The following is a 19,560-nucleotide window of genomic DNA, read 5'->3' on the forward strand; positions in this document are numbered from 1 at the left end:
CCGCTGCTGACGGCGTAAGCGCTACGTAAGGAACCCGTCCGGGGCGGGGACGAGAGCCGATGCTTGTCCGATGACTGAAATCGTGCTCGTAGGTCTGGCCGCACTGGCCGTGATCTACCTTCTCGTGGCGCTGCTCGATCCCGAGAAATTCTGATGGGCGGCCTCGAAATCCCCATCGTGATCGCAGTGCTCGCCGCTGCGTATGTGCCGCTGGGTGACTACATGGCCAGGGTGTACGACGCCCCACATCATGACCGCGTCGAGTCGGTGCTCTATCGACTGTGCCGCATCGATCCGAAGGCCGAGCAGACCTGGGTGGGCTACGCCACGAGCCTGCTGGGATTCTCCGCCGCGAGCCTGATCGTGCTCTACGTCCTGCAACGCATCCAAGGGGTGCTGCCGCTGAACGGTGGACTAGCGGGGGTGAGTCCGCTCGTGGCGTTCAACACCGCCGCGTCGTTCGTCACCAACACCAACTGGCAGTCCTACGTTCCAGAGACGACCATGTCGAACCTGACGCAACCGCTCGGACTTGCCGTGCAGAACTTCCTGTCGGCTGCGGTCGGAATGGCCGTCGCCGTTGCACTCGTTCGAGGGTTCGTACGGGTCCGCTCGCGCGGTGAGATCGGCAACTTCTGGGTCGACCTGACGCGGGGCACGTTGCGAATTCTGCTGCCGCTGTCCGTGCTGGTCGCTCTGATCATGTTGACTCAAGGGGTGGTTCAGTCGTTCTTGACCGGATTCGTCTCCACCGGAGTCGACGGAACTACCGTCAAGAATGCACTGGCTCCCGTCGCGTCGCAGGAGTCGATCAAGGTTATCGGCACCAACGGTGGCGGCATCCTGGGCGCCAACTCCGCGCATCCGTTCGAGAACCCCACTCCGCTGACCAACGTCGTGCAGATCATTTCGCTGCTGCTGATTCCCGTCGCACTCACCAGGACGTTCGGGACGATGGTCGGCAACCGGAAGCAGGGGCTGACGCTACTGGCTGTCATGGCGGTGCTGTGGGGCGGGATTCTCGCCGTCACGCTCGCCGCCGAGTCGGGTGCGCGTGGTGTCGCGGCGCAGGCTGCAGGCGCCATGATGGAGGGCAAGGAAGTTCGGTTCGGGATTCCCGGTTCCGCGTTGTTCGCGGTGTCGACGACCGGAACATCTACCGGTGCAGTCAATTCCGCTCACGACAGTATGTCCTCGCTCGGTGGCGGCGCGGTGCTGCTGAACATGCTGCTCGGCGAGATCGCACCGGGTGGAGTGGGAAGTGGGTTGTACGGCTTGTTGGTGCTGGCGATCATTGCGGTCTTCGTCGGCGGCCTGCTCGTCGGGCGAACCCCGGAGTTCCTGGGCAAGAAGCTCGGTCGTCGTGAGATCACGATGGCCGCACTGTCCGTGCTGGTCATGCCGGCGCTGGTACTCCTCGGCACGTCGATCACCGTCATTCTCGACTCAACGCAAGGTTTTCAAGGCAATTCCGGTGATCCTGGCTCTGCAGGGGCGATCCACGGTTTCACCGAGGTGCTCTACGCGTATGCGTCCGCGTCCAACAACAACGGCAGTGCGTTCGGCGGTCTGACGGTGACGAGTGGCTGGTTCCAGATATCACTGGGACTGGCAATGCTCCTCGGTCGCTTTCTTCCGATCGTGTTCGTGCTCGCGCTCGCAGGTTCGCTGGTCAAGTCCAAGCGCACCTCGGCCGACGTCGGAACCCTCCCCACCACTGGGCCCTTGTTCGGCGGATTATTGCTGGGCACAGTTGTTCTCGTCTCGGCCTTGACCTTCTTCCCGGCGCTCGCGCTCGGCCCTATCGCGGAGGCTCTTCGATGACCGGATTGTTGACCGCTGACGTTGTAGTCGGCGCATTCCGAAAGCTGGACCCTCGCCACCTCGCACGGAATCCCGTCATGTTCATCGTGTTCGTAGGTTCGATCGTCACCACCGTGCTCGCAGCCATGGAACCGACGGCGTTCGCCTGGGCGACGGCGGGCTGGCTGTGGTTCACGGTGCTCTTTGCCAACCTGGCCGAGTCGGTGGCCGAAGGGCGAGGCAAGGCACAGGCTGCGAGCCTGCGAAAGGTAAAGCAGGACAGTTCGGCTCGACGCCGAAATTCCGACGGCGTCGTGACCGAGGTTCGTGGGGCAGAGCTCTCGGTCGGCGACGAGGTGATCGTGTCGGCCGGTGAGGTGATCCCGGGAGACGGAGATGTGATCGAAGGAATCGCCTCCGTCGACGAATCGGCGATCACCGGCGAATCGGCTCCGGTGGTGCGGGAATCCGGCGGCGACAGATCGGCAGTCACCGGCGGAACCACGGTGCTCTCCGACGAGATCGTCGTTCGGATCACCGCCGCGCAGGGAGAGACGTTCGTGGACAGGATGATCGGACTCGTCGAGGGTGCGAGCAGACAGAAGACGCCCAATGAGATCGCGCTCAATATCCTCCTTGCGTCGTTGACGATCGTGTTCCTTCTGGCCGTCGTCGCGATCGGGCCGATGAGCGTCTACGCCGGTGACTCGCAGAACCCGATCCGCCTGATCGCTCTTCTGGTGTGCTTGATTCCGACCACCATCGGCGCGCTGTTGTCCGCCATCGGCATTGCCGGAATGGACCGATTGGTGCAGCGGAACGTGCTGGCGATGTCGGGTCGAGCCGTCGAGGCTGCCGGCGATATCGACACGTTGCTGATGGACAAGACCGGAACGATCACCTTCGGAAACCGTCGTGCAACGGGTCTGCATCCCGCGCCGGGAATCGACGCCGAACAGCTGGCAGTGGCAGCTCGGTTGTCCTCGCTCGCCGACGGCACTCCAGAGGGCCGCAGCATCGTCGAATTGTGCTGCCGTGATTTCGGACTGATCGATACGGCCGACGACTCCGAACGTGCGGGAGAGTTCGTCGCGTTCACCGCCCAGACACGAATGAGCGGCATCGACATCGACGGCAGGAGTATCCGAAAGGGTGCCTCCGACTCGGTCGCTCAGTGGGTTCGCTCGTACGGAGGTTCCGTGGACCATGTACTCGACAGTTCGGTCCACGACATCGCCCAGGCAGGAGGTACACCCCTCGTCGTTGCCGAAGCCCGGGGCGGCACCGCAAGGGCGCTCGGCGTCGTCGAACTATCGGACGTGGTGAAGCCGGGGATTGCCGAACGGTTCGGGCAGCTACGGGCCATGGGAATCAGAACCATCATGGTGACCGGTGACAATCCCTTGACGGCCAAAGCAATCGCCACCGAGGCAGGGGTCGACGACTTTCTCGCCGAGGCGACGCCGGAGGACAAGCTCGAGCTGATCAGGAGGGAGCAGGACGGCGGTCGACTCGTCGCGATGACCGGAGATGGCACCAACGACGCCCCAGCGCTCGCGCAGGCCGACGTCGGCGTCGCGATGAACACCGGCACGTCCGCCGCCAAGGAGGCGGGGAACATGGTCGATCTGGACTCCGATCCCACCAAACTCATCGAGATCGTCGAGATCGGCAAGCAGCTCCTCATCACCCGAGGAGCGCTGACGACCTTCTCACTGGCCAACGACTTGGCGAAGTACTTCGCGATCCTGCCAGCGATGTTCGCGCCCCTCTACCCACAGCTCGACGCGTTGAACATCATGCGGCTTGCGACGCCGGAGTCGGCGATCCTGTCCGCGGTCATCTTCAATGCACTCGTCATCGTTGCGCTGATACCGCTGGCGCTGAAGGGTGTCCGCTATCGCGCGGCATCGGCGTCGGCGCTACTTCGACGCAACCTGCTGATCTACGGGGTCGGCGGCGTCGTGACGCCGTTCCTCGGGATCTGGCTCATCGACCAACTCGTTCGACTCGTCCCAGGGATCGGCTGACATGCGATTGTTCCGTAGTTTCCTTCGTCAGACACTGGCAGGTTTCGCAGTTCTGGCCGTGTTCACTGCACTCCTCGGAGTTGCCTATCCCGCGACGGTCTGGGTTGTCAGCAGGCTCGACACATCCTCGGCAGAAGGCTCGCCGTTGCGCGACAGCAACGGATGTGTCGTCGGGAGCTCGCTGATCGGCGTCGACCCGCAGGTGGCGCCGGGTGAACCGGACCCGTACTTCCATACCCGCACCACTGGGTCGGTTGCCGACGAGGACGCGTTCGCCCCGGGTGACCCGAGTGCCGCGCTACCGACGAATCAGGGCCCGAACAGTGAACTGCTCGCGAAGTTCGTAGAGCAGCGCCGCGCGGCCATCGCCGAACGGGAGTCGGTGGACCCCGAGCAGGTTCCCGCCGATGCGGTGACCGGATCGGGATCGGGTATCGATCCGAACATCAGCGAGGAATATGCCGCAATTCAGGTCGCGCGGGTCGCGCGGGTCAACGGACTGACCGAGGACGACGTGAAGGCGCTCGTCCGCGAACACACGCACGGTCGGCAGTACGGTGTACTCGGGGCAGCGGCTGTTGCTGTGCCGGAGCTGAACGTGGCGCTCGGGTCGACTGCCCCGTCGTGCGCGAGCGGAGAGGGATAACCGACAGTGGAGCCAGGTGAGCTGCGAATCTACCTAGGCGCGGCTCCGGGCGTCGGGAAGACGTTGGCGATGCTGAACGAAGCGCATCGACGCATGGGGCGTGGGTGCGACGTGGTTGCGGCAGTCGTCGAAACGCACGGCCGGGATCGCACTGCGGCAGCGCTCGTTGGAATCGAGATGGTCGCCCCGCTCGAGATCGCCTACCGGGGTGTGGTGGTTCCGGAGCTGAACGTCGAGGCAGTGCTGGCCAGGAAACCGGACCTGGTTCTCGTCGACGAGCTTGCCCACACGAACACGCCTGGGTCACGGCACGTCAAGCGTTGGCAGGACGTGATGGAGTTGCTCGATGCGGGTATCGACGTCGTGTCCACCGTCAACGTCCAGCATCTCGAATCCCTGAACGACGTGGTTCGGCAGATCACCGGCGCCACTCAACGAGAAACAGTCCCGGACAGTGTGGTTCGCGGAGCCGCGCAGGTGGAGCTCGTCGATGTGACGCCGGAGGCTCTGCGTCGCAGGATGAGCCACGGGAACATCTACGCGGCCGACAAGGTCGATGCGGCTCTGAGCAACTACTTCCGACTCGGAAACTTGACCGCACTACGCGAGCTTGCTCTGCTCTGGACCGCGGACCAGGTCGATGCCGCACTCGTGAAGTACCGCAACGACAATCGCATCACCGATACCTGGGAGGCTCGTGAACGGGTCCTGGTCGCGGTCACCGGTGGACCGGAATCGGAGACGTTGGTACGGCGAGCCAGTCGGATCGCGTCGCGGTCGAGTGCGGAACTGATGGTGCTGCACGTGGTCCGGGGCGATGGACTCTCCGGGGTGTCGGCTCCACAGATGGGCGCGGTCCGCACGTTGGCGGCTGCGCTCGGGGCAAGCATGCACAGCGTGGTCGGCGAGGACGTGCCGACAACTCTTCTGGAGTTCGCCCGCGGTGCCAACGCGACGCAGTTGGTGATCGGGACCTCACGGCGCTCGCGTGCCGCACGAATCCTGGACGAAGGCATCGGCGCCGCGGTGGTGCAGAATTCGGGCAAGATCGACGTTCACATGGTGACCCACGACGAGCGTGCGCGCGGTTGGCGACTACAGGTCGGTCGTGGAAGTCGACGCGTGTTGTCGTGGATCGCTGCGATCCTTGTGCCGTGTGTGGCGACGGGCCTGTTGACCGTTCTGGATTCGCGGCTCGACTCCACCGGAGAAAGTGCACTGTTCTTCATGGTCGTGCTGTGCGTCGCACTGCTCGGTGGCGTTGCACCCGCGGCACTGTCGGCGCTGATCGCCGGGTTCTTGCTGAACTTTTTCTTCACCGCGCCGCGTTACAGCCTCACCGTCGCCGAACCCGAGAACTTCGTCGTCACCGTCGTACTGTTGCTCGTGGCAGTGGCGGTGGCGGGATTGGTCGATGCCGCCGCCAGCCGCACACGCGAAGCCAGGTACGCGTCCCGGGAAGCCGAACTGCTGACCCTGTTCGCCGGATCGGTCTTGCGAGGCGCCGATCTTGATGCCCTGTTGGAGAAAGTGCGCGAAACCTACGGGCAGCGCGCGGTGCTGCTCGTCGAGGAATCCACCGGTGTGACCGTCGGAGCAGTCGGCGAGAAGTCGGCAACGGAGGCAGATACCCGGATAGAAGCTCCAGGAGGGGATTTCACGATGCTGCTCGTCGGCCCCCGGACCCGCGCACGTGATCGGCGGGTGCTTGCAGCCGTTGCGAATCAAGCGGCAGGACTGGTCCGTCAAGCTCGATTGAGCGAGGAAGCCAGTCGCGCCACCGTACTCGCCGAGGCGGACGTGCTCCGACGAGCGCTGTTGTCCGCCGTCAGTCACGATCTGCGAACTCCCCTCGCGGCCGTCAAAGCAGCATCTTCGTCGTTGCGCAGCACCGACGTCGAGTTCTCCGCCGAGGACACCGCCGAACTGCTCGCCACCATCGACGAGTCGGCGGATCAGTTGACCTCGCTGGTCGGCAATCTACTCGATTCGTCTCGTCTGCAGGCCGGGGTCGTTCGCCCCGCACTCGCCCCGGTGTACGTCGAGGATGCCGTCCAGCGCGCGCTGATCGGTACGGCAGCGTCGATCGGTACGGCAGGGTCGGCCGGGACCGTGCACGTCGACGTCGGAGACACACAAGTGCTTGCCGATGCCGGACTGCTCGAGCGTGTACTCGCGAATCTGGTGGACAACAGCGTTCGGCACGCAGCCGGAAGCACGATCAGGATCGGTGCAACGGTACTCGGAGACCGAGCGTCGATCACCGTGGCAGACAGTGGGCCCGGAATTCCACGGGGATCCGAGAAGACGATGTTCGACGCCTTCCAGCGACTCGGCGACCGCAACACCACCGTCGGGGTAGGGCTGGGACTGTCCGTCGTCCGCGGATTCGTCGAAGCCATGGGTGGCGGGGTCGACGCGTCGGATACACCCGGCGGCGGACTGACGATCACCGTGGACCTGCAGGCCGCACCATGAGTGAGACTGCACGAATCAGAATCCTCGTCGTCGACGACGAACCCCAGATCATCCGGGCCCTGCGGATCAACCTGAAAGTCCGCGGGTACGACGTGGCGACTGCGGCGTCGGGATCGGAAGCGCTGCGTGTGGCGGCGAACTTTCATCCCGAGATAGTCCTACTCGACCTCGGCCTGCCCGATTTCGACGGGATCGACGTCATCGGCGGGTTGCGCGGGTGGACCGACATTCCCATCGTCGTACTGTCGGCGCGAACCGATTCGGCGGACACCGTCGAGGCGCTCGATGCGGGCGCGGACGACTTCGTGACCAAGCCGTTCGAAATGGACGCGTTGCTCGCTCGTCTGCGCGCAGCCCTGCGACGTGGGCCTCGCGCGGTGGAAGATGCTGTGGTGGTGACGGATTCGTTCATCGTCGATCTCGCGGCGAAGACGGTCACCCGAGGCGGTGCGACCGTTCATCTCACCCGCACCGAGTGGGGAGTGCTCGAGCTGTTGGCGCGCAACCGCGGAAAACTGGTGTCGCAGAAAGAGATACTGCAGACGGTCTGGGGTCCCCGGCATGAGCGTGAAACCCACTACCTGCGAATCTACCTCGGCCAACTACGGCAGAAGCTCGAGGACGACCCGTCGCATCCCCGGCATCTACTGACCGAAACCGGCATGGGTTATCGACTGGTGTGACTACCCACCGAGTACGACGCCTTCCCGGCGGGGGTCGGCACCGCCTGTCCAACCGTTGTCCGTGCGTTGCACCGCACTCAGGCCGCTCGACTGGTCCGCAGTCGAGACTTGGTGGCCCCACTGCTCGAGTTGGCGGACAACGGGGTCGTCGGGGCCCGAGACGTTCGGGTGCTCGCCGCCGTAGTTGGTGCTCGGTGAGTTCGCAGCGCCGAAGTCGACCATGGACACGGCCTGCTGCGGATTCATTCCCCAATCGAGAACGCCTACCAAGGTCTTGACGACGAATTGGATGATGACCGATCCTCCGGGTGATCCGGCGACGAGGGCGAGTTCGCGGCCACCGTCGGAGTTTCTGTCGAAAACCAACGTCGGCGCCATCGAACTTCGCGGACGCTTGTTCGGCTCGACCCGGTTCGCGAGCGGAGTGCCGTCCGGGGCAGCGGGCTCGGCCGAAAAGTCGGTCAGCTGGTTGTTCAGCAGGAAACCGTCCACCATGTGGAAGGATCCGAACGCCGACTCGACCGTGGTGGTCATCGACGCCGCGTTTCCGTAGCTGTCGACGACTGAGATGTGGCTGGTTCCGTGTTCTCGTTCGGACGAGGACGCGAACTGGACCGGGCCGAAGTCGCCGTGCTGTGCTGTTCCCATGCTGCGTTGCGGGTCGATGAGCGATGCGCGTTCGGAGAGATACGCCGGGTCGAGCAATGCATCGGGTGAACCCCCCGGCAGCGGAACGAAATCGGGATCCGCGACGTAGAAGTCACGGTCGGCGTACGCGAGTCGCTCGGCCTCGGAGATCAGATGTACCCCTTCTGCGGTAGGAATACCGCCGTCGGCGTCCATTCCTGTCGGGGCGTACGGTTCCAAATCGAAGTTGGACAGGATCCCCATCGCCGACGCAACTGCGATGCCACCCGACGAGGGTCCAGGCATGCCGCAGATGTCACGGCCACGGTAGTCGGTACAGACGGCAGTGCGGGACTTGGATTCGTACGCTGACAGGTCTTCGGTGGTCAGCAGCCCAGGAGTTCGACCTCCGGTGGTGTCGGCGACACTGTCCACGATCGCTCGAGCGATGTCACCGGTGTAGAACGCGTCGGCACCGCCTGTAGCGATGGTGGACAACGTTTTCGACATCGCTGGGTTGGTCAGAACCGTGCCTGCGGCCTTGCCGGTGCCGTCCGGCGCGAGGAAGTAGTCTTTCGACTCCGGATCGAGCGCGAGCTTCGGTGCCGAATCGGCAATGGATCGGGCCATGCGAGGGCTTATCTCGAAACCGTTGTCGGCAAGGGCCATCCCGGGTTCGAACAATTGCGCCCATTCTTGCTTGCCGTGATCGGTGTGGGCTTGCTCCAGCATGCGGAGAACGCCGGGGACTCCGATGGATCGGCCGCTCGATCGTGCATCAGGCTGTGGCACAGTGCGATCGGCGTCGTCGATGTAGCGCAGGTAGTCACCGGTCGCCGCGGCAGGGGCGACCTCGCGCCCGTCGTATGCCTGTACGTCCCCAGATTCTGCGTCGTAGTAGAGGAGGAACGCGCCGCCGCCGATTCCGGAGGATTGCGGTTCCACCAAACCGAGCACCGTCTGTGCCGCGATCAGGGCATCGGCCGCTGTTCCGCCGTCTCTGAGCACCTCGCAGGCAGCTTCGGTGGACAACGGATTGGCCGTCGAGACCATGAACTCCGATGTGTCCACGGGCTCCATGCCCGAGCGGTAGCCCGTGGCAATTTCGGGGTTCGTGCCGATGTCTACCTCTGTCGACGAGGTCGCCGCGGATGTGGCGGGTGTGGCGGTGGCACTGGTGCCCGCAGAGGAACACGACGCTGCGTCGATGTCGTCCTGCGCAGATCCGCACGCTGTGATGGGGACAAGTGCCAGCACGCAGGCAACGGCTGTCGATCTGATCCTATGCACCGTCCCGACGCTATCTCAGGAGGCTGTTGTGGCGCTCTGCTTCAGCCAGTGTTGCAGCGGCGCAGGCCGTCCGTACAGATAGCCCTGCGCGAAGCGGCAGTGAAGGGCCTCGATTGCGCGTGCCTGCTGTTCGGTCTCGACGCCCTCTGCGACGATGGAGACCGGTAGCGCGCGCGCCATGGCAGCGATCGCCGATACCAGCGACCCGCCGCTGTTCGTGGTGCCGATTTCGGCAATGAACGAGCGGTCGATCTTGAGCAGCCCGATCGGGAGTTCGCGGAGGCGACTCAGCGAGGAGTAGCCGACACCGAAATCGTCCAGGACGATCAGGACGTCCATTGCGGCGAGCCGGTCGAGAATGGCTTTGGCGGCGTACACGTCGTCGATGAGCGCAGTCTCGGTGACTTCGAGCGCCAGATCGGAACCCTTGAGTCCGAGTTCCTCGAGGAGCTTTCCCACGATTCCCGGTAGTGAGTCGTTGCGGAGCTGCACAGGTGAAATGTTGACCGACATGGTCACGTCCTGGCCCTCCGCACGCAGCACGGCCAAATCGGTCAGGGCCGTGCGAAGAACCTCTTCGCCGATTTCGCCGATGAGATCGGTCGATTCCGCGATCCCGATGAAGTCGCCGGGTCCGCGCAGTCTGCCGCCGTGGCGCCATCGCACGAGCGCCTCGTAGACGACGGTCTTGCGGGTCGAGGTCATCACGATCGGCTGGTAGTGGACTTCGAGCTCGCCGCGTCGGACGGCACCGCGGAGTGCGGTGGCCGTTTCGATGGCAGCCGTCGATGCTGCGCGGAGGGACTCGTCGAAGAATGCGATCCGTGAGGCACCTTGCGATTTGGCGTGGTACATCGCGGTGTCCGCCTCGCGGATGAGATCGTCCAGTTCGTGAGCGCGGTGGGTGGTGGCAGCGATTCCGATGGACGCGGTGATGTAGGCGATGGCTGCACTGAGGACGAACGGTTCTGCTATTCGATCGATCAGAGACCGAGCCAGTGACTCCATCTCGGGACGTGTGCAGCGGCCGATGACGATGAACTCGTCGCCTGCGTAACGGACGACCGTGTCCGACGAGCGTACGGTCGCGCGGATCCGGTGTGCTGTCGCCGCGATCATCTCGTCGCCGACGCGATGGCCGTACGAATCGTTGACCATCTTGAAGTTGTCGAGGTCGACGAACAGGATGAAGATGCGGCCCGGTTTGTCCATCGCGCCGAGTCGGGTGAACTGGTCGTCGAGCATCGTTCGATTGGGAAGTCCGGTGAGAGGGTCGTGAGCGGCTCGATAGCGGGCATCGTCCTCGCTGCGTTCCATCAGGCTCATGGCGCGTTCGCCACGAAGAAAGCTGCCGATGAGGATGGCCGAGAGCAGCGTGGACCGTACGACCAGGTCGGGCGTGGACACGGCGGTTCCGAGGACAGGTATCGCCGCGGACACGGACAGCATGACGATCAGAAACGTGGTGCGGCGGCGTTGGCGTGGTGCTGCGCGTTGACGCTGCGACATCGTCGCCATCTGTGGGTCCAGAGCCGCGAGCGCCAGGGACGCGTACCCGAACAGGTAGATGCCATCGAGCAGACCCGGCGACGACGGTGAGCCGCGGGAGAGAAAGTGTGCGTAGGCGATGTCGCCGGCCAAGACGGCCAACAACGCCAGCAGAAGCAGCCGTAGCGAGGTGTTGCCGCGTCTCGAGGACATGAGAAGGTACGCGGCCAGCGTGATCATGCCGGCGTCGATAGCCGGGTAGATGCCGTTCAGCACAGCGGTGGCCGTGTCGATCTCGGATTCCAGCAGCGGCGAGATGAGCAGCACCCAGGACAGGAACAGGGCTCCGAGCGCAATCAGGCCGGCGTCGATCAACGGTGTGATGTCGTCGCGTGAGCGGCGCTCGAGTATCCACCGTGCCAGGGCGGTGCCGATGAGCACGTAGCCGGACAGCATGAACGCATTCGACAGAGTGGTGACGCCGAGGGGATGGACGCTGGGATCGCCGCGCAGTCCGACACCGACGAGGAACAGAGCGGCGGCCGCGAAGAGGCACCACCAGGACGTCGAGTCGGAGGGTTTGTATCGGCGGATCCCCACACTGATCGCGACTATCGATCCGAGTGCGAACGTGCCGAGCACGGCCGAGCGGATGGACGCACTTCCCACGTAGAAGACGACACTCGACGCGAGAAGTACCGATCCGAGGCCGACCAACTTGGGCGCCGGAGCGAGCAGGCGCTGCAATGGGTGAGCCTTCGTACTCATCGAAGGCCCCCTCAACTGGTGTTGTAATTCACGAATCGACTCTAGCGTGGAGATTACTGTAGGACCCTCCGACCGCGCGCGTGCCGTCGCGATGATTTTCCCGGATTCGCCAGGTCGAAACGTCGACAAGATCTTTCGGAGGCTCTCATCGACAGGAGTTCGTCATGACAATTTCAGCCACTACGAGAATGGGCATACCTGCCTCTACCCGCCTGCGTGCTGTCCTATTTTCGACAGGCGCGTCGCTGCTCGCCAACCTTGTTCTGTGGCTCATCGGCCTCGGCGCCGGCGGATCGTTCGAGCTGACCGATGCCGGAACGACGATGGCAGTCGCGCCCGGTGGCGTGGTGATGCTGACCGTCGTCCCGATCGTCGTCGGCATGGGGCTCGCAGCATTGATCTCGCTTCGTTGGCTCGGCGTGATCAGGATTGCGCAGGTTGTCGGAGTTCTCGCACCGTTGGGGACTATCGCGATGACTGTCGACGCAGATTTCGACGCCGCCAGCACCGTGACACTTGCGCTCATGCACGTGGTCATCGCCGTTGTGGTCCCGGTCGGGTTGGAGTCGATGCGGCGCGGCGCGGCGCACTAGCTACGCCGGTATCTTCCGTGGAGAAATCTCGCGCAGTTCGAGGCGTGAGGTCAGACTGCGGCCCGCGCGTCGACCGCGAGCCTGACGTCCTCCTCTATGAGACTGCCGTTGACTGCGCCGCCTACCTTGGAGCCGGCCGCGGCTGAGCCGATCAAGTTCTCTGTGATTCCCACGACGTTGCCGGCCGCGAAGACGCCGGCGACGGAGGTGGCACCGGTCGGGTCCGCAGCCAGTGCGCTTCCCATCGAGTATTCGCCCATCATGACGTCGGTGACCTCGAGTCCGAGTCCGAGAAGAAGCGACGCGTTGGCGGCGAAGTTGGGCTTCACGACGACCGCATCGATCTCGACGGTTGTCCCCGACGTCAGTTTCACGCCGACGAGCGTGTCGTCGGTGACGACCAATTCGCTCACCGTGCCGGTGACGACGCTGATCTCGCGAGCGGCCAGCTTCTCGTAGTCCTCGTCGGTCGGTTCGAAGTCCTGGACGAACAGCACGACCCGGTCCGTCCACTGCCGCCACATCAGGGCCTGGTGTACGCCGAACGTGCTGCCGATGATTCCGACGCGGTCTTCACGCACTTCCCAGCCGTGGCAGAACGGGCAGTGCAGCACGTCTCTGCCCCATCGCTCGGCTACGCCGGGGATATCAGGTAGCTCGTCGGTCAAGCCGGTCGTGACGAGTAGTCGACGGCCCGAGATCGACGTGCCGTCGGCGAGGTGGGCGGTGAACTCCCCGATGTTGCCGGTGACGGACTGTACGGATCCATCACGGAATTCGGCGCCGTACCCGAGTGCTTCCGTGCGTCCGCGCTTCACCAGTTCGAGGGGTGAGATCCCTTCCGCACCCAAATAGTTGTGGGCATGTGCGGCAGGCAAATTACGCGGACTTCCCGCGTCGACGACGAGTACACGACGACGGGCGCGTGCCAGCGTCACCGCCGCTGAGAGGCCGGCGGCTCCGCCGCCGATGATGAGTACGTCGTAAGGCTGCTTCGATGTCATGGGAGCCACTATGGCCGCTCGCGGCGAATGCGGCAAGAATAATTGCCGAAATAGCAAACTCTGTGTTTCTTGATGCTTGATCTGAAGATAACTCGAGGTTGCACGGTAGATCCATGACACCGACGTACGACGATCTCCCCGCTCTGATGACTCGCATGACCGGAGACGAGAAGCACGACGCAAGTGCGACTTCCACACTCGACGTGATCTGGGTTCTCTACCACCACGTCCTGCGCACCGATCCTGCGCGACCCGAGGACCCCGATCGCGACAGATTTCTCGTATCGAAGGGGCACGGCCCGATGGCCTACTACGCGGTTCTGGCTGCGCACGGGTTCATCGGTATCGATCTGCTCGATACCTTCGGTGAGTTCGATTCCCCACTCGGGTATCACCCGGACCGCACGCTGGTGCCCGGTGTCGAGATCTCCTCCGGCTCGCTTGGGCACGGACTTCCGATCGCGACGGGCACGGCGACCGCACTGAAGCTCCAGCGTCGGGCTGCCCGCGTCGTCGTTCTCGTCGGCGACGCGGAACTGGACGAGGGCAGCAACATCGAAGCGATCCAGTACGCAGGTAGGGCGGGACTCGGCAATCTCACCGTCGTCGTCATCGACAACGAATCCGCCGGTCTTGGATGGCCGGGCGGTATCCATTCGCGCTTCGACATCGAAGGTTGGACATCGACCGATGTCGACGGACGTGACCACGACGCTCTGCGTGCGGCATTCGAGTCGGGGACACCCGATACTCCGCATGTCGTCGTCGCACACGTCTAGGAGAAAGGACAACTAGCCATGATCGATCAGCGTGAGCGCTTCTATCGGGTGGCGCCGGAGCTACTCGAGCAGGACGGTCGGCTCGCCTTGGTGCTGGCCGAGATCGGCGTCGGATACCTGGAACCGCATATCGGCGAACGCATCCGAGCGAGGGTTGTCAACGTCGGGATTCGCGAGCAGTTGCTCGTCTCGTTCGCGAGCGGACTGGCACTGGCCGGGATGCGCCCAATTGTCCACACCTTCGCTCCGTTCTTGATCGAGCGGCCGTTCGAGCAGGTGAAGCTGGATTTCGGGCATCAAGGCGTCGGCGGCATACTCGTCAGTTCTGGTGGCTCGTACTCCATGGCGGCGGGCGGCGAAACCCATTTCGGCCACCGCGACGTGGCGCTGCTCGACACGCTGGACGAGTGGGCCGTTCACGTTCCCGGGCACGCCGATGAGGCGGAACACGCACTGCGAGAAGCAGTTCGAGGAGACGATCGGGTCTACATTCGGCTCGACGGAAAGTCCAATCGGCACCGATACGCGGATGGCCCAGGTTTCACGGTGCTGCGGTCCGGCAATCTCGGTACAGTCATCACGGTCGGTCCGACGGCCGACGCCGTACTTGCTGCCGCGGAGGGGCGCGATGTCACCGTGCTGTATGCGGAGCGGATCAGGCCGTTCGACGCGCACACCCTCCGGGAGACCTTGACGACTCCCGACGTCGTGATCGTCGAGCCCTACCTGTCCGGTACGTCGATTCCCTACGTCACCGACGCTTTGTCCGACGTTCGGCATCGGGTGATCGGGCTCGGCGTCGGGCACCACGAGCTACGCAAGTACGGCACCCCGAAAGAACACGAAAACGCCCACGGACTCGATGTTCGGGGAATCAGTTCGTCGTTCGACGCATTCTTCGGCGATGCGTCCGATTTGCGGTATTGATCAATCTGCGCGCCGTGGAAACTCCTGGTCAGCGAACCGTGGGCGACTTGAAGGCCGCGCGCAGCCGGTGTTCACTGGTCACCGGGAAGCACGACACGGGCGGGGGAACATGAATTCAGCATCACGCGGCATCCGAAACGAACGACCGCTTCGACTCGGCGATGTCGTAGCGGCATCGCGACACCTCGGAAAGCGTGCCTTGTGCAGCGGCGTGCCGATCGGCACCGTGGGCGTGGTCGTCGATATCGACTGGCTCGGTGATCTGCGTGTCGAGTTCATTCTCGACGGTGATTGGTTCGAGCGCCGGTCGACCGCTGTCAAAGTCGTGGCGGACTCCTCCCCCTCTGCAGGGTCGGACTGCACGTCAGCCTCGGCGCCTTCCTGATTCTTGCCGGTGTCTTCGGTGTGTGGGTCTGGCTGCGTATCGGTCATGACGTGGCCATACCCACCCGGGGGTAACCGAAACGCCGTCGATCAGCGGGCGATGATTTCCCGCAGGCGCTCGGTGTCGGATTCTGTCCACCCCTCGGGTTGGAGGATTTCGGCCCACAGGTCGACGGAGTCCTCGCCGTAGTTGTGCCCGTAGCCCTGCGGCACGTCGGTGGAAAACACCATGTCGAAGGTCGTCTGCCAGAATGTCACGAACGGGAACCAGCGGACCCCTGGATCGACGTCGATTCCGCGTTCCTCACGCAACCAGTCCGGTTGATGCAGAACCAGATTGGGCGACCACCACGTAATCGGATCCGAGGCGTGCTGCCAGTACACAAGACGGGGTTCTGACCAGGGCGTGCCGATCTCGAGCTCGTCGGGCCGACCCGCGAAGCGTACGTAGCGCCCGTCGTCGACCACCGGCAGTATCTCGCGTGATCCGGCGTCACGATCGGCGGTGATCTCGGACCACTGCTTGGTGAAATTGGGATTGCCCACCCACAGAGCGCCATCGGTTCGTGCGGCCATGTCCCGTGCCCCGCCGAACGCGTCCTGTCCGCCGTAGGCGCCGAGGCTCTCGCCGAATGTCACGAGCTTCGGACGGGACTCCTCGGGCAGTTCTTGCACCGCGTCGTACACTCGCTCGAACAAAGCTCGTCCGGCCTCACGAGGTGAATCTCGATCGGCCAGAAAGGCTATCGGGCTCGGCAGGAACGAGTACTGCATCGATGCGATGGCAGTGTCGCCGCCGTACATGTATTCGAGCGGGCCGGCGACCGATTCGTTGACCCAACCGCGCCCGGTCGTCGTGGCCACAGCCAGTACGGCCCGATCGAAAGCACCGGTTCGTTCCAGTTCGGCCACAACACGATCGGCAGCTTCATCGATGGAATCCGCGTCGGCCGCGCCGACATATGCACGAATCGGCGTCAATGCCGCTGTCCCGGTGAAGTTCTCGATCTCCTCGGCCGTCGGGCCCGAGGAGACGAAGCGGCGGCCCTCCATGCCCAATGAATCCCAGTCCTCGTACGATTCTTCGGACCCGGAATTCTCGGGTGCGCTGGGCTGTTCGACGCCCGGATGGCTGCCTTTGTCGGCGAGCTCGGACGAGCTTGCGATCGCCGCGATCAGTACGTTGTTCACTGCGCCGTTGAGTAGGAACAGGGTGAGTACGGCGACGACCGCGACCCCGATGCCCTTGGCGATCGGAACCGGTACGAATCGCGTGCAGAGCGTGGCTAGGCTTCTAGCGCACCAACGCAATCCGCGGGCGATGAACAGCAGTAGAACGGCCACGACGAGTGCAACGAGAAGAACCGCAACGTAGAGGAGTCGGCCGCCGCCCTCGTACTCGACTTCCACCAGCTTCCGCACGATCTGCTGCCACCACGAGCCGAGAATCAGGAACAGCGGGATGACGACGATGGCGGTGCCGGCGAGGGCCCACCAGCCGTAGCGCTTGCTCACGTCCGACCAGGCGGGACGTATTCCGCACGCGTGTCCGATCCACACGATGAGGCAACCGAGACCGTAGCCGGTTGCGACACTGATGCCGGTGGCGACGCCCTGCAGGTACCACGCTCTGGGCAACAAGGATGGCGTCATCGAGAACGCGAAGAAGACAATTGCGAAGAACAACGCCGCTGGCTCGAGGCGTGCGGAGAACCGTCGCAGCGTGTGCATCGTCATATGTTAGAGGTGACGAGCCCCCGGAGCCTGCTGAATGACGACCGGGAACTCGTCACCCTTCGATGCCAGTCGGGCCGATCAGAGGCCGAAGGGCAGAGTTCCCGGCTGCAGTTCGAAGCCACTGCTTCCAGCGGAGACACTTCCGACGCCGCCGAGGATCTGATTGATGAAGTTGGTAAGCATGAGTCATCCCTTTTTCGTATGCACGGTGAACCCGATCGAGGCTACCGTCAGTTCAGGACGACCGACAGGGCGTAGTACCTGTCGGGTACCTGTGAATGGTGCCAGGCGCGGGTAGCGTCGGATGCATGCGCCGCGCGTTGCTAGGTCTCCTGTGTGTGGCGGCACTTGTTTCTTGCTCTACCGATTCCGGGCAGGATGCGGAGCCCGCCCCGGCTCTCGACTACGTCGCCCTCGGTGATTCGGGCGCCTCGGGACCGCTTATTCCGCAGTCGACGGGAACGGCTGGGTGCTTGCAGTCGGATTCGAACTATCCGCACGTCCTGGCCGGGTTGATCGGGGCGCGATCCTTCGTCGACGTGTCGTGCTCGGGTGCGCGCTCGGAGAACATCGCAGCCGAGGCGCAGTCGACCAACAGTGGGCCGATTCCGCTGCAGATCGATGCGTTGTCCGAGGAGACGGATCTGGTGACCATGACCATCGGTGGCAACGACGTCGATCTAGTGTCGCGTGTTTGAATTGGTTTGACAGTGTCGGGATGCGAAAATGAGGGATGCGAATCGCACCTCTCGGGTTGATCGACGGCGACAGGGACAAGCTCGAAGCGATCTTGCGGGCACCGACCGCGCCTGCAGGGTTGGCGTTGCGGGCGAGGATCGTGTTGCTCGCCGCCGATGGGGTGTCGAATTCGGAGATCGCACGCAGGTGCGGCGTTTCGCGTCCGACGGTGATCACCTGGCGTGGACGGTACGGCGAACGAGGCATCGACGGCCTGTCGGACCTGCATCGATCGGGCCGGCCGCGGACGCTCGATCACTCGGCGATCGTGACAGCGACGTTGATGCCGCCACCGAAGAAACTCGGTGTCACACATTGGAGTTCGAGGTTGCTAGCCGACCATCTCGGGATAAGTTTCTACGCTGTAGCCAACGCTTGGCGTGAGTACGGTGTGCAGCCGTGGCGGGCGGAGACGTTCAAATATTCCACCGACCCGGAGCTCGTCGCCAAGGTCCACGATGTCGTCGGTCTGTACCTCGATCCACCCGAGAACGCGATCGTATTGTCACTGGACGAAAAGTCCCAGATCCAGGCCCTCGACCGCACCCAACCGATGCTCCCGATGCAGCCCGGTTCGGTCGAGAGGCACACCCACGACTACAAACGACATGGCACCACAACACTGTTCGCAGCACTCGATATCGCCACCGGCAAGGTCACCGCCTCCTGCAAACCGCGCCACCGCAGTACCGAATACCTGGCGTTCCTCAAACAGGTCGCACGGGCCTACCCCAGCCAGGAGCTGCACCTGATCGCCGACAATTACGCCACCCACAAGACCCCCGAAGTCAAAGCCTGGCTAGCCGAGAACCCCCGCATCGCAGTCCATTTCACTCCGACATCAGCGTCGTGGCTCAATCTCGTCGAAGTGTGGTTCGGGGTCATCCAACGTCAAGCACTCGGCCGCGGCGTCTTCACCTCCGTCACCGATCTGACATCGAAAATCCGTGCGTTCATCAACGGCTGGAACACCCGCGCCACACCATTCGTCTGGACCAAAACCCCGGAGGAAATCCTCAAGAAAGCGACCCGTAAAACGACTTCAAACACGAGCCACTAGTGTCCTCGGCACGCGGATGTGTCAACTTCTCGCCGGAACCATCGGGAAGTTCCTGCGCCGACGCACTGACCGCGGGCGGAACCGATGTCATCGGCGACGCGATAGCGGAGGCGGCACCGAATTGGGGGCAGGTTCTCGACGCCGTCGCTGGTCGGGCGCCCAATGCGGAGATAGTGGTGGTCGGGTACGGCACCTACGTACGGCCTGGCGGCTGCTACGGAACTCAGCCCGTGTGGGCCCGCGACGCCGACTACCTTCAGGCCAGCGTAGATCGGCTGAACGACGCCCTGGCGCAACAAGCCGAAGACCACGGCGCACGATTCGTCGACGTGCGGCCGGTCAGTATCGGCCACGACGCGTGTGCTGCACCCGACGAGAGGTACCTCGAAGGTGTGATTCCGGCCAACCCGGCTGCGCCGTTGCATCCCACTGCTGCCGGAATGGCCGCATTCGCCCAGGTTGTCGCTGATTCGCTTAGTCTGAGCTGACTGCGCCCAACGGGGGGCGCACACTCACTCGGTAGGT

General features: G+C 63.8%; 17 protein-coding genes. 13 read left to right on the plus strand and 4 right to left on the minus strand.

Going from position 1 to position 19,560, the window contains the following annotated elements; all coding sequences use genetic code 11:
• Nucleotides 1-70 precede the first annotated feature (70 nt).
• Genes WDS16_RS22960 through WDS16_RS22985 form a run of 6 tightly spaced genes read left to right on the plus strand, consistent with a single transcriptional unit; the run spans nucleotide 71 to nucleotide 7,640 of the window.
• Nucleotides 71-154 (plus strand): potassium-transporting ATPase subunit F, encoded by an 84-nt coding sequence (locus tag WDS16_RS22960; protein WP_082897646.1) that lies wholly within the window; start codon nucleotides 71-73, stop codon nucleotides 152-154.
• A complete protein-coding gene (gene kdpA / locus WDS16_RS22965; RefSeq protein ID WP_338887999.1) occupies nucleotides 154-1,824 on the plus strand; it encodes a potassium-transporting ATPase subunit KdpA in 1,671 nt (556 codons plus the stop codon). The genes WDS16_RS22960 and kdpA overlap by 1 nt, the downstream gene beginning before the upstream one ends.
• Nucleotides 1,821-3,833 carry a potassium-transporting ATPase subunit KdpB gene (kdpB, locus tag WDS16_RS22970; RefSeq protein ID WP_338888000.1) on the plus strand — a complete coding sequence of 671 codons (2,013 nt, stop codon included), beginning with the start codon at nucleotides 1,821-1,823 and terminating at the stop codon, nucleotides 3,831-3,833. The genes kdpA and kdpB overlap by 4 nt, the downstream gene beginning before the upstream one ends.
• A 1-nt stretch (nucleotide 3,834) precedes the next feature.
• The gene (locus WDS16_RS22975; protein ID WP_338888002.1) at nucleotides 3,835-4,479 is read left to right on the plus strand and encodes a potassium-transporting ATPase subunit C; all 645 of its coding nucleotides are present in this window, start codon (nucleotides 3,835-3,837) and stop codon (nucleotides 4,477-4,479) included.
• A 6-nt stretch (nucleotides 4,480-4,485) separates the two neighbouring features.
• Complete coding sequence (locus WDS16_RS22980; RefSeq protein ID WP_338888004.1) at nucleotides 4,486-6,957, plus strand: sensor histidine kinase KdpD; 2,472 nt, start codon at nucleotides 4,486-4,488, stop codon at nucleotides 6,955-6,957.
• Nucleotides 6,954-7,640: a response regulator gene (locus WDS16_RS22985; protein ID WP_338888006.1), complete on the plus strand. Its 687-nt coding sequence runs from the start codon at nucleotides 6,954-6,956 to the stop codon at nucleotides 7,638-7,640. Before WDS16_RS22980 ends, WDS16_RS22985 begins: the two co-directional genes overlap by 4 nt.
• Here the strand turns inward: WDS16_RS22985 and ggt are convergent, their stop codons facing one another.
• Nucleotides 7,641-9,557, minus strand: coding sequence for a gamma-glutamyltransferase (gene ggt, locus WDS16_RS22990; RefSeq protein ID WP_338888007.1), 1,917 nt, complete (start codon nucleotides 9,555-9,557; stop codon nucleotides 7,641-7,643). It abuts the gene before it with no gap.
• A gap of 15 nt (nucleotides 9,558-9,572) precedes the next feature.
• Nucleotides 9,573-11,813, minus strand: a complete 2,241-nt coding sequence (locus WDS16_RS22995) for a putative bifunctional diguanylate cyclase/phosphodiesterase (protein WP_338888010.1) — start codon at nucleotides 11,811-11,813, stop codon at nucleotides 9,573-9,575.
• A gap of 164 nt (nucleotides 11,814-11,977) precedes the next feature.
• Between WDS16_RS22995 and WDS16_RS23000 the strand changes: the two genes are divergently transcribed.
• Nucleotides 11,978-12,406: a DUF6069 family protein gene (locus WDS16_RS23000; protein ID WP_422395704.1), complete on the plus strand. Its 429-nt coding sequence runs from the start codon at nucleotides 11,978-11,980 to the stop codon at nucleotides 12,404-12,406.
• Nucleotides 12,407-12,456: 50 nt separating this feature from the next.
• Here WDS16_RS23000 and WDS16_RS23005 read toward each other — a convergent pair whose 3' ends face one another.
• Nucleotides 12,457-13,410, minus strand: a complete 954-nt coding sequence (locus tag WDS16_RS23005) for an NAD(P)/FAD-dependent oxidoreductase (RefSeq protein WP_338888012.1) — start codon at nucleotides 13,408-13,410, stop codon at nucleotides 12,457-12,459.
• A 113-nt stretch (nucleotides 13,411-13,523) separates the two neighbouring features.
• Between WDS16_RS23005 and WDS16_RS23010 the strand changes: the two genes are divergently transcribed.
• The 3 genes from WDS16_RS23010 to WDS16_RS23020 all read left to right on the plus strand — a co-directional run bounded on the left by WDS16_RS23010 (nucleotide 13,524) and on the right by WDS16_RS23020 (nucleotide 15,501).
• A complete protein-coding gene (locus tag WDS16_RS23010) occupies nucleotides 13,524-14,189 on the plus strand; it encodes a thiamine pyrophosphate-dependent enzyme (protein ID WP_338888013.1) in 666 nt (221 codons plus the stop codon).
• Between the two features lie 18 nt (nucleotides 14,190-14,207).
• Nucleotides 14,208-15,116, plus strand: coding sequence for a transketolase (locus WDS16_RS23015; protein ID WP_338888014.1), 909 nt, complete (start codon nucleotides 14,208-14,210; stop codon nucleotides 15,114-15,116).
• Nucleotides 15,117-15,225: 109 nt separating this feature from the next.
• Nucleotides 15,226-15,501, plus strand: coding sequence for a hypothetical protein (locus tag WDS16_RS23020; protein ID WP_338888015.1), 276 nt, complete (start codon nucleotides 15,226-15,228; stop codon nucleotides 15,499-15,501).
• 89 nt (nucleotides 15,502-15,590) lie between these two features.
• Here WDS16_RS23020 and WDS16_RS23025 read toward each other — a convergent pair whose 3' ends face one another.
• Nucleotides 15,591-17,231: an alpha/beta hydrolase gene (locus WDS16_RS23025; RefSeq protein ID WP_338888017.1), complete on the minus strand. Its 1,641-nt coding sequence runs from the start codon at nucleotides 17,229-17,231 to the stop codon at nucleotides 15,591-15,593.
• 314 nt (nucleotides 17,232-17,545) lie between these two features.
• Between WDS16_RS23025 and WDS16_RS23030 the strand changes: the two genes are divergently transcribed.
• The 3 genes from WDS16_RS23030 to WDS16_RS23040 are packed head-to-tail and all read left to right on the plus strand — an operon-like array spanning nucleotide 17,546 to nucleotide 19,523.
• Nucleotides 17,546-17,935 carry a GDSL-type esterase/lipase family protein gene (locus WDS16_RS23030; protein ID WP_338888019.1) on the plus strand — a complete coding sequence of 130 codons (390 nt, stop codon included), beginning with the start codon at nucleotides 17,546-17,548 and terminating at the stop codon, nucleotides 17,933-17,935.
• Between the two features lie 35 nt (nucleotides 17,936-17,970).
• The gene (locus tag WDS16_RS23035) at nucleotides 17,971-19,035 is read left to right on the plus strand and encodes an IS630 family transposase (RefSeq protein ID WP_338885902.1); all 1,065 of its coding nucleotides are present in this window, start codon (nucleotides 17,971-17,973) and stop codon (nucleotides 19,033-19,035) included.
• On the plus strand, nucleotides 19,035-19,523 hold the full coding sequence (locus WDS16_RS23040) for a GDSL-type esterase/lipase family protein (RefSeq protein WP_338888021.1): 489 nt from the start codon (nucleotides 19,035-19,037) through the stop codon (nucleotides 19,521-19,523). The genes WDS16_RS23035 and WDS16_RS23040 overlap by 1 nt, the downstream gene beginning before the upstream one ends.
• Nucleotides 19,524-19,560 lie beyond the last annotated feature (37 nt).

The organism is Rhodococcus sovatensis (genome assembly GCF_037327425.1).
Lineage (GTDB): Bacteria > Actinomycetota > Actinomycetes > Mycobacteriales > Mycobacteriaceae > Rhodococcoides > Rhodococcoides sovatense.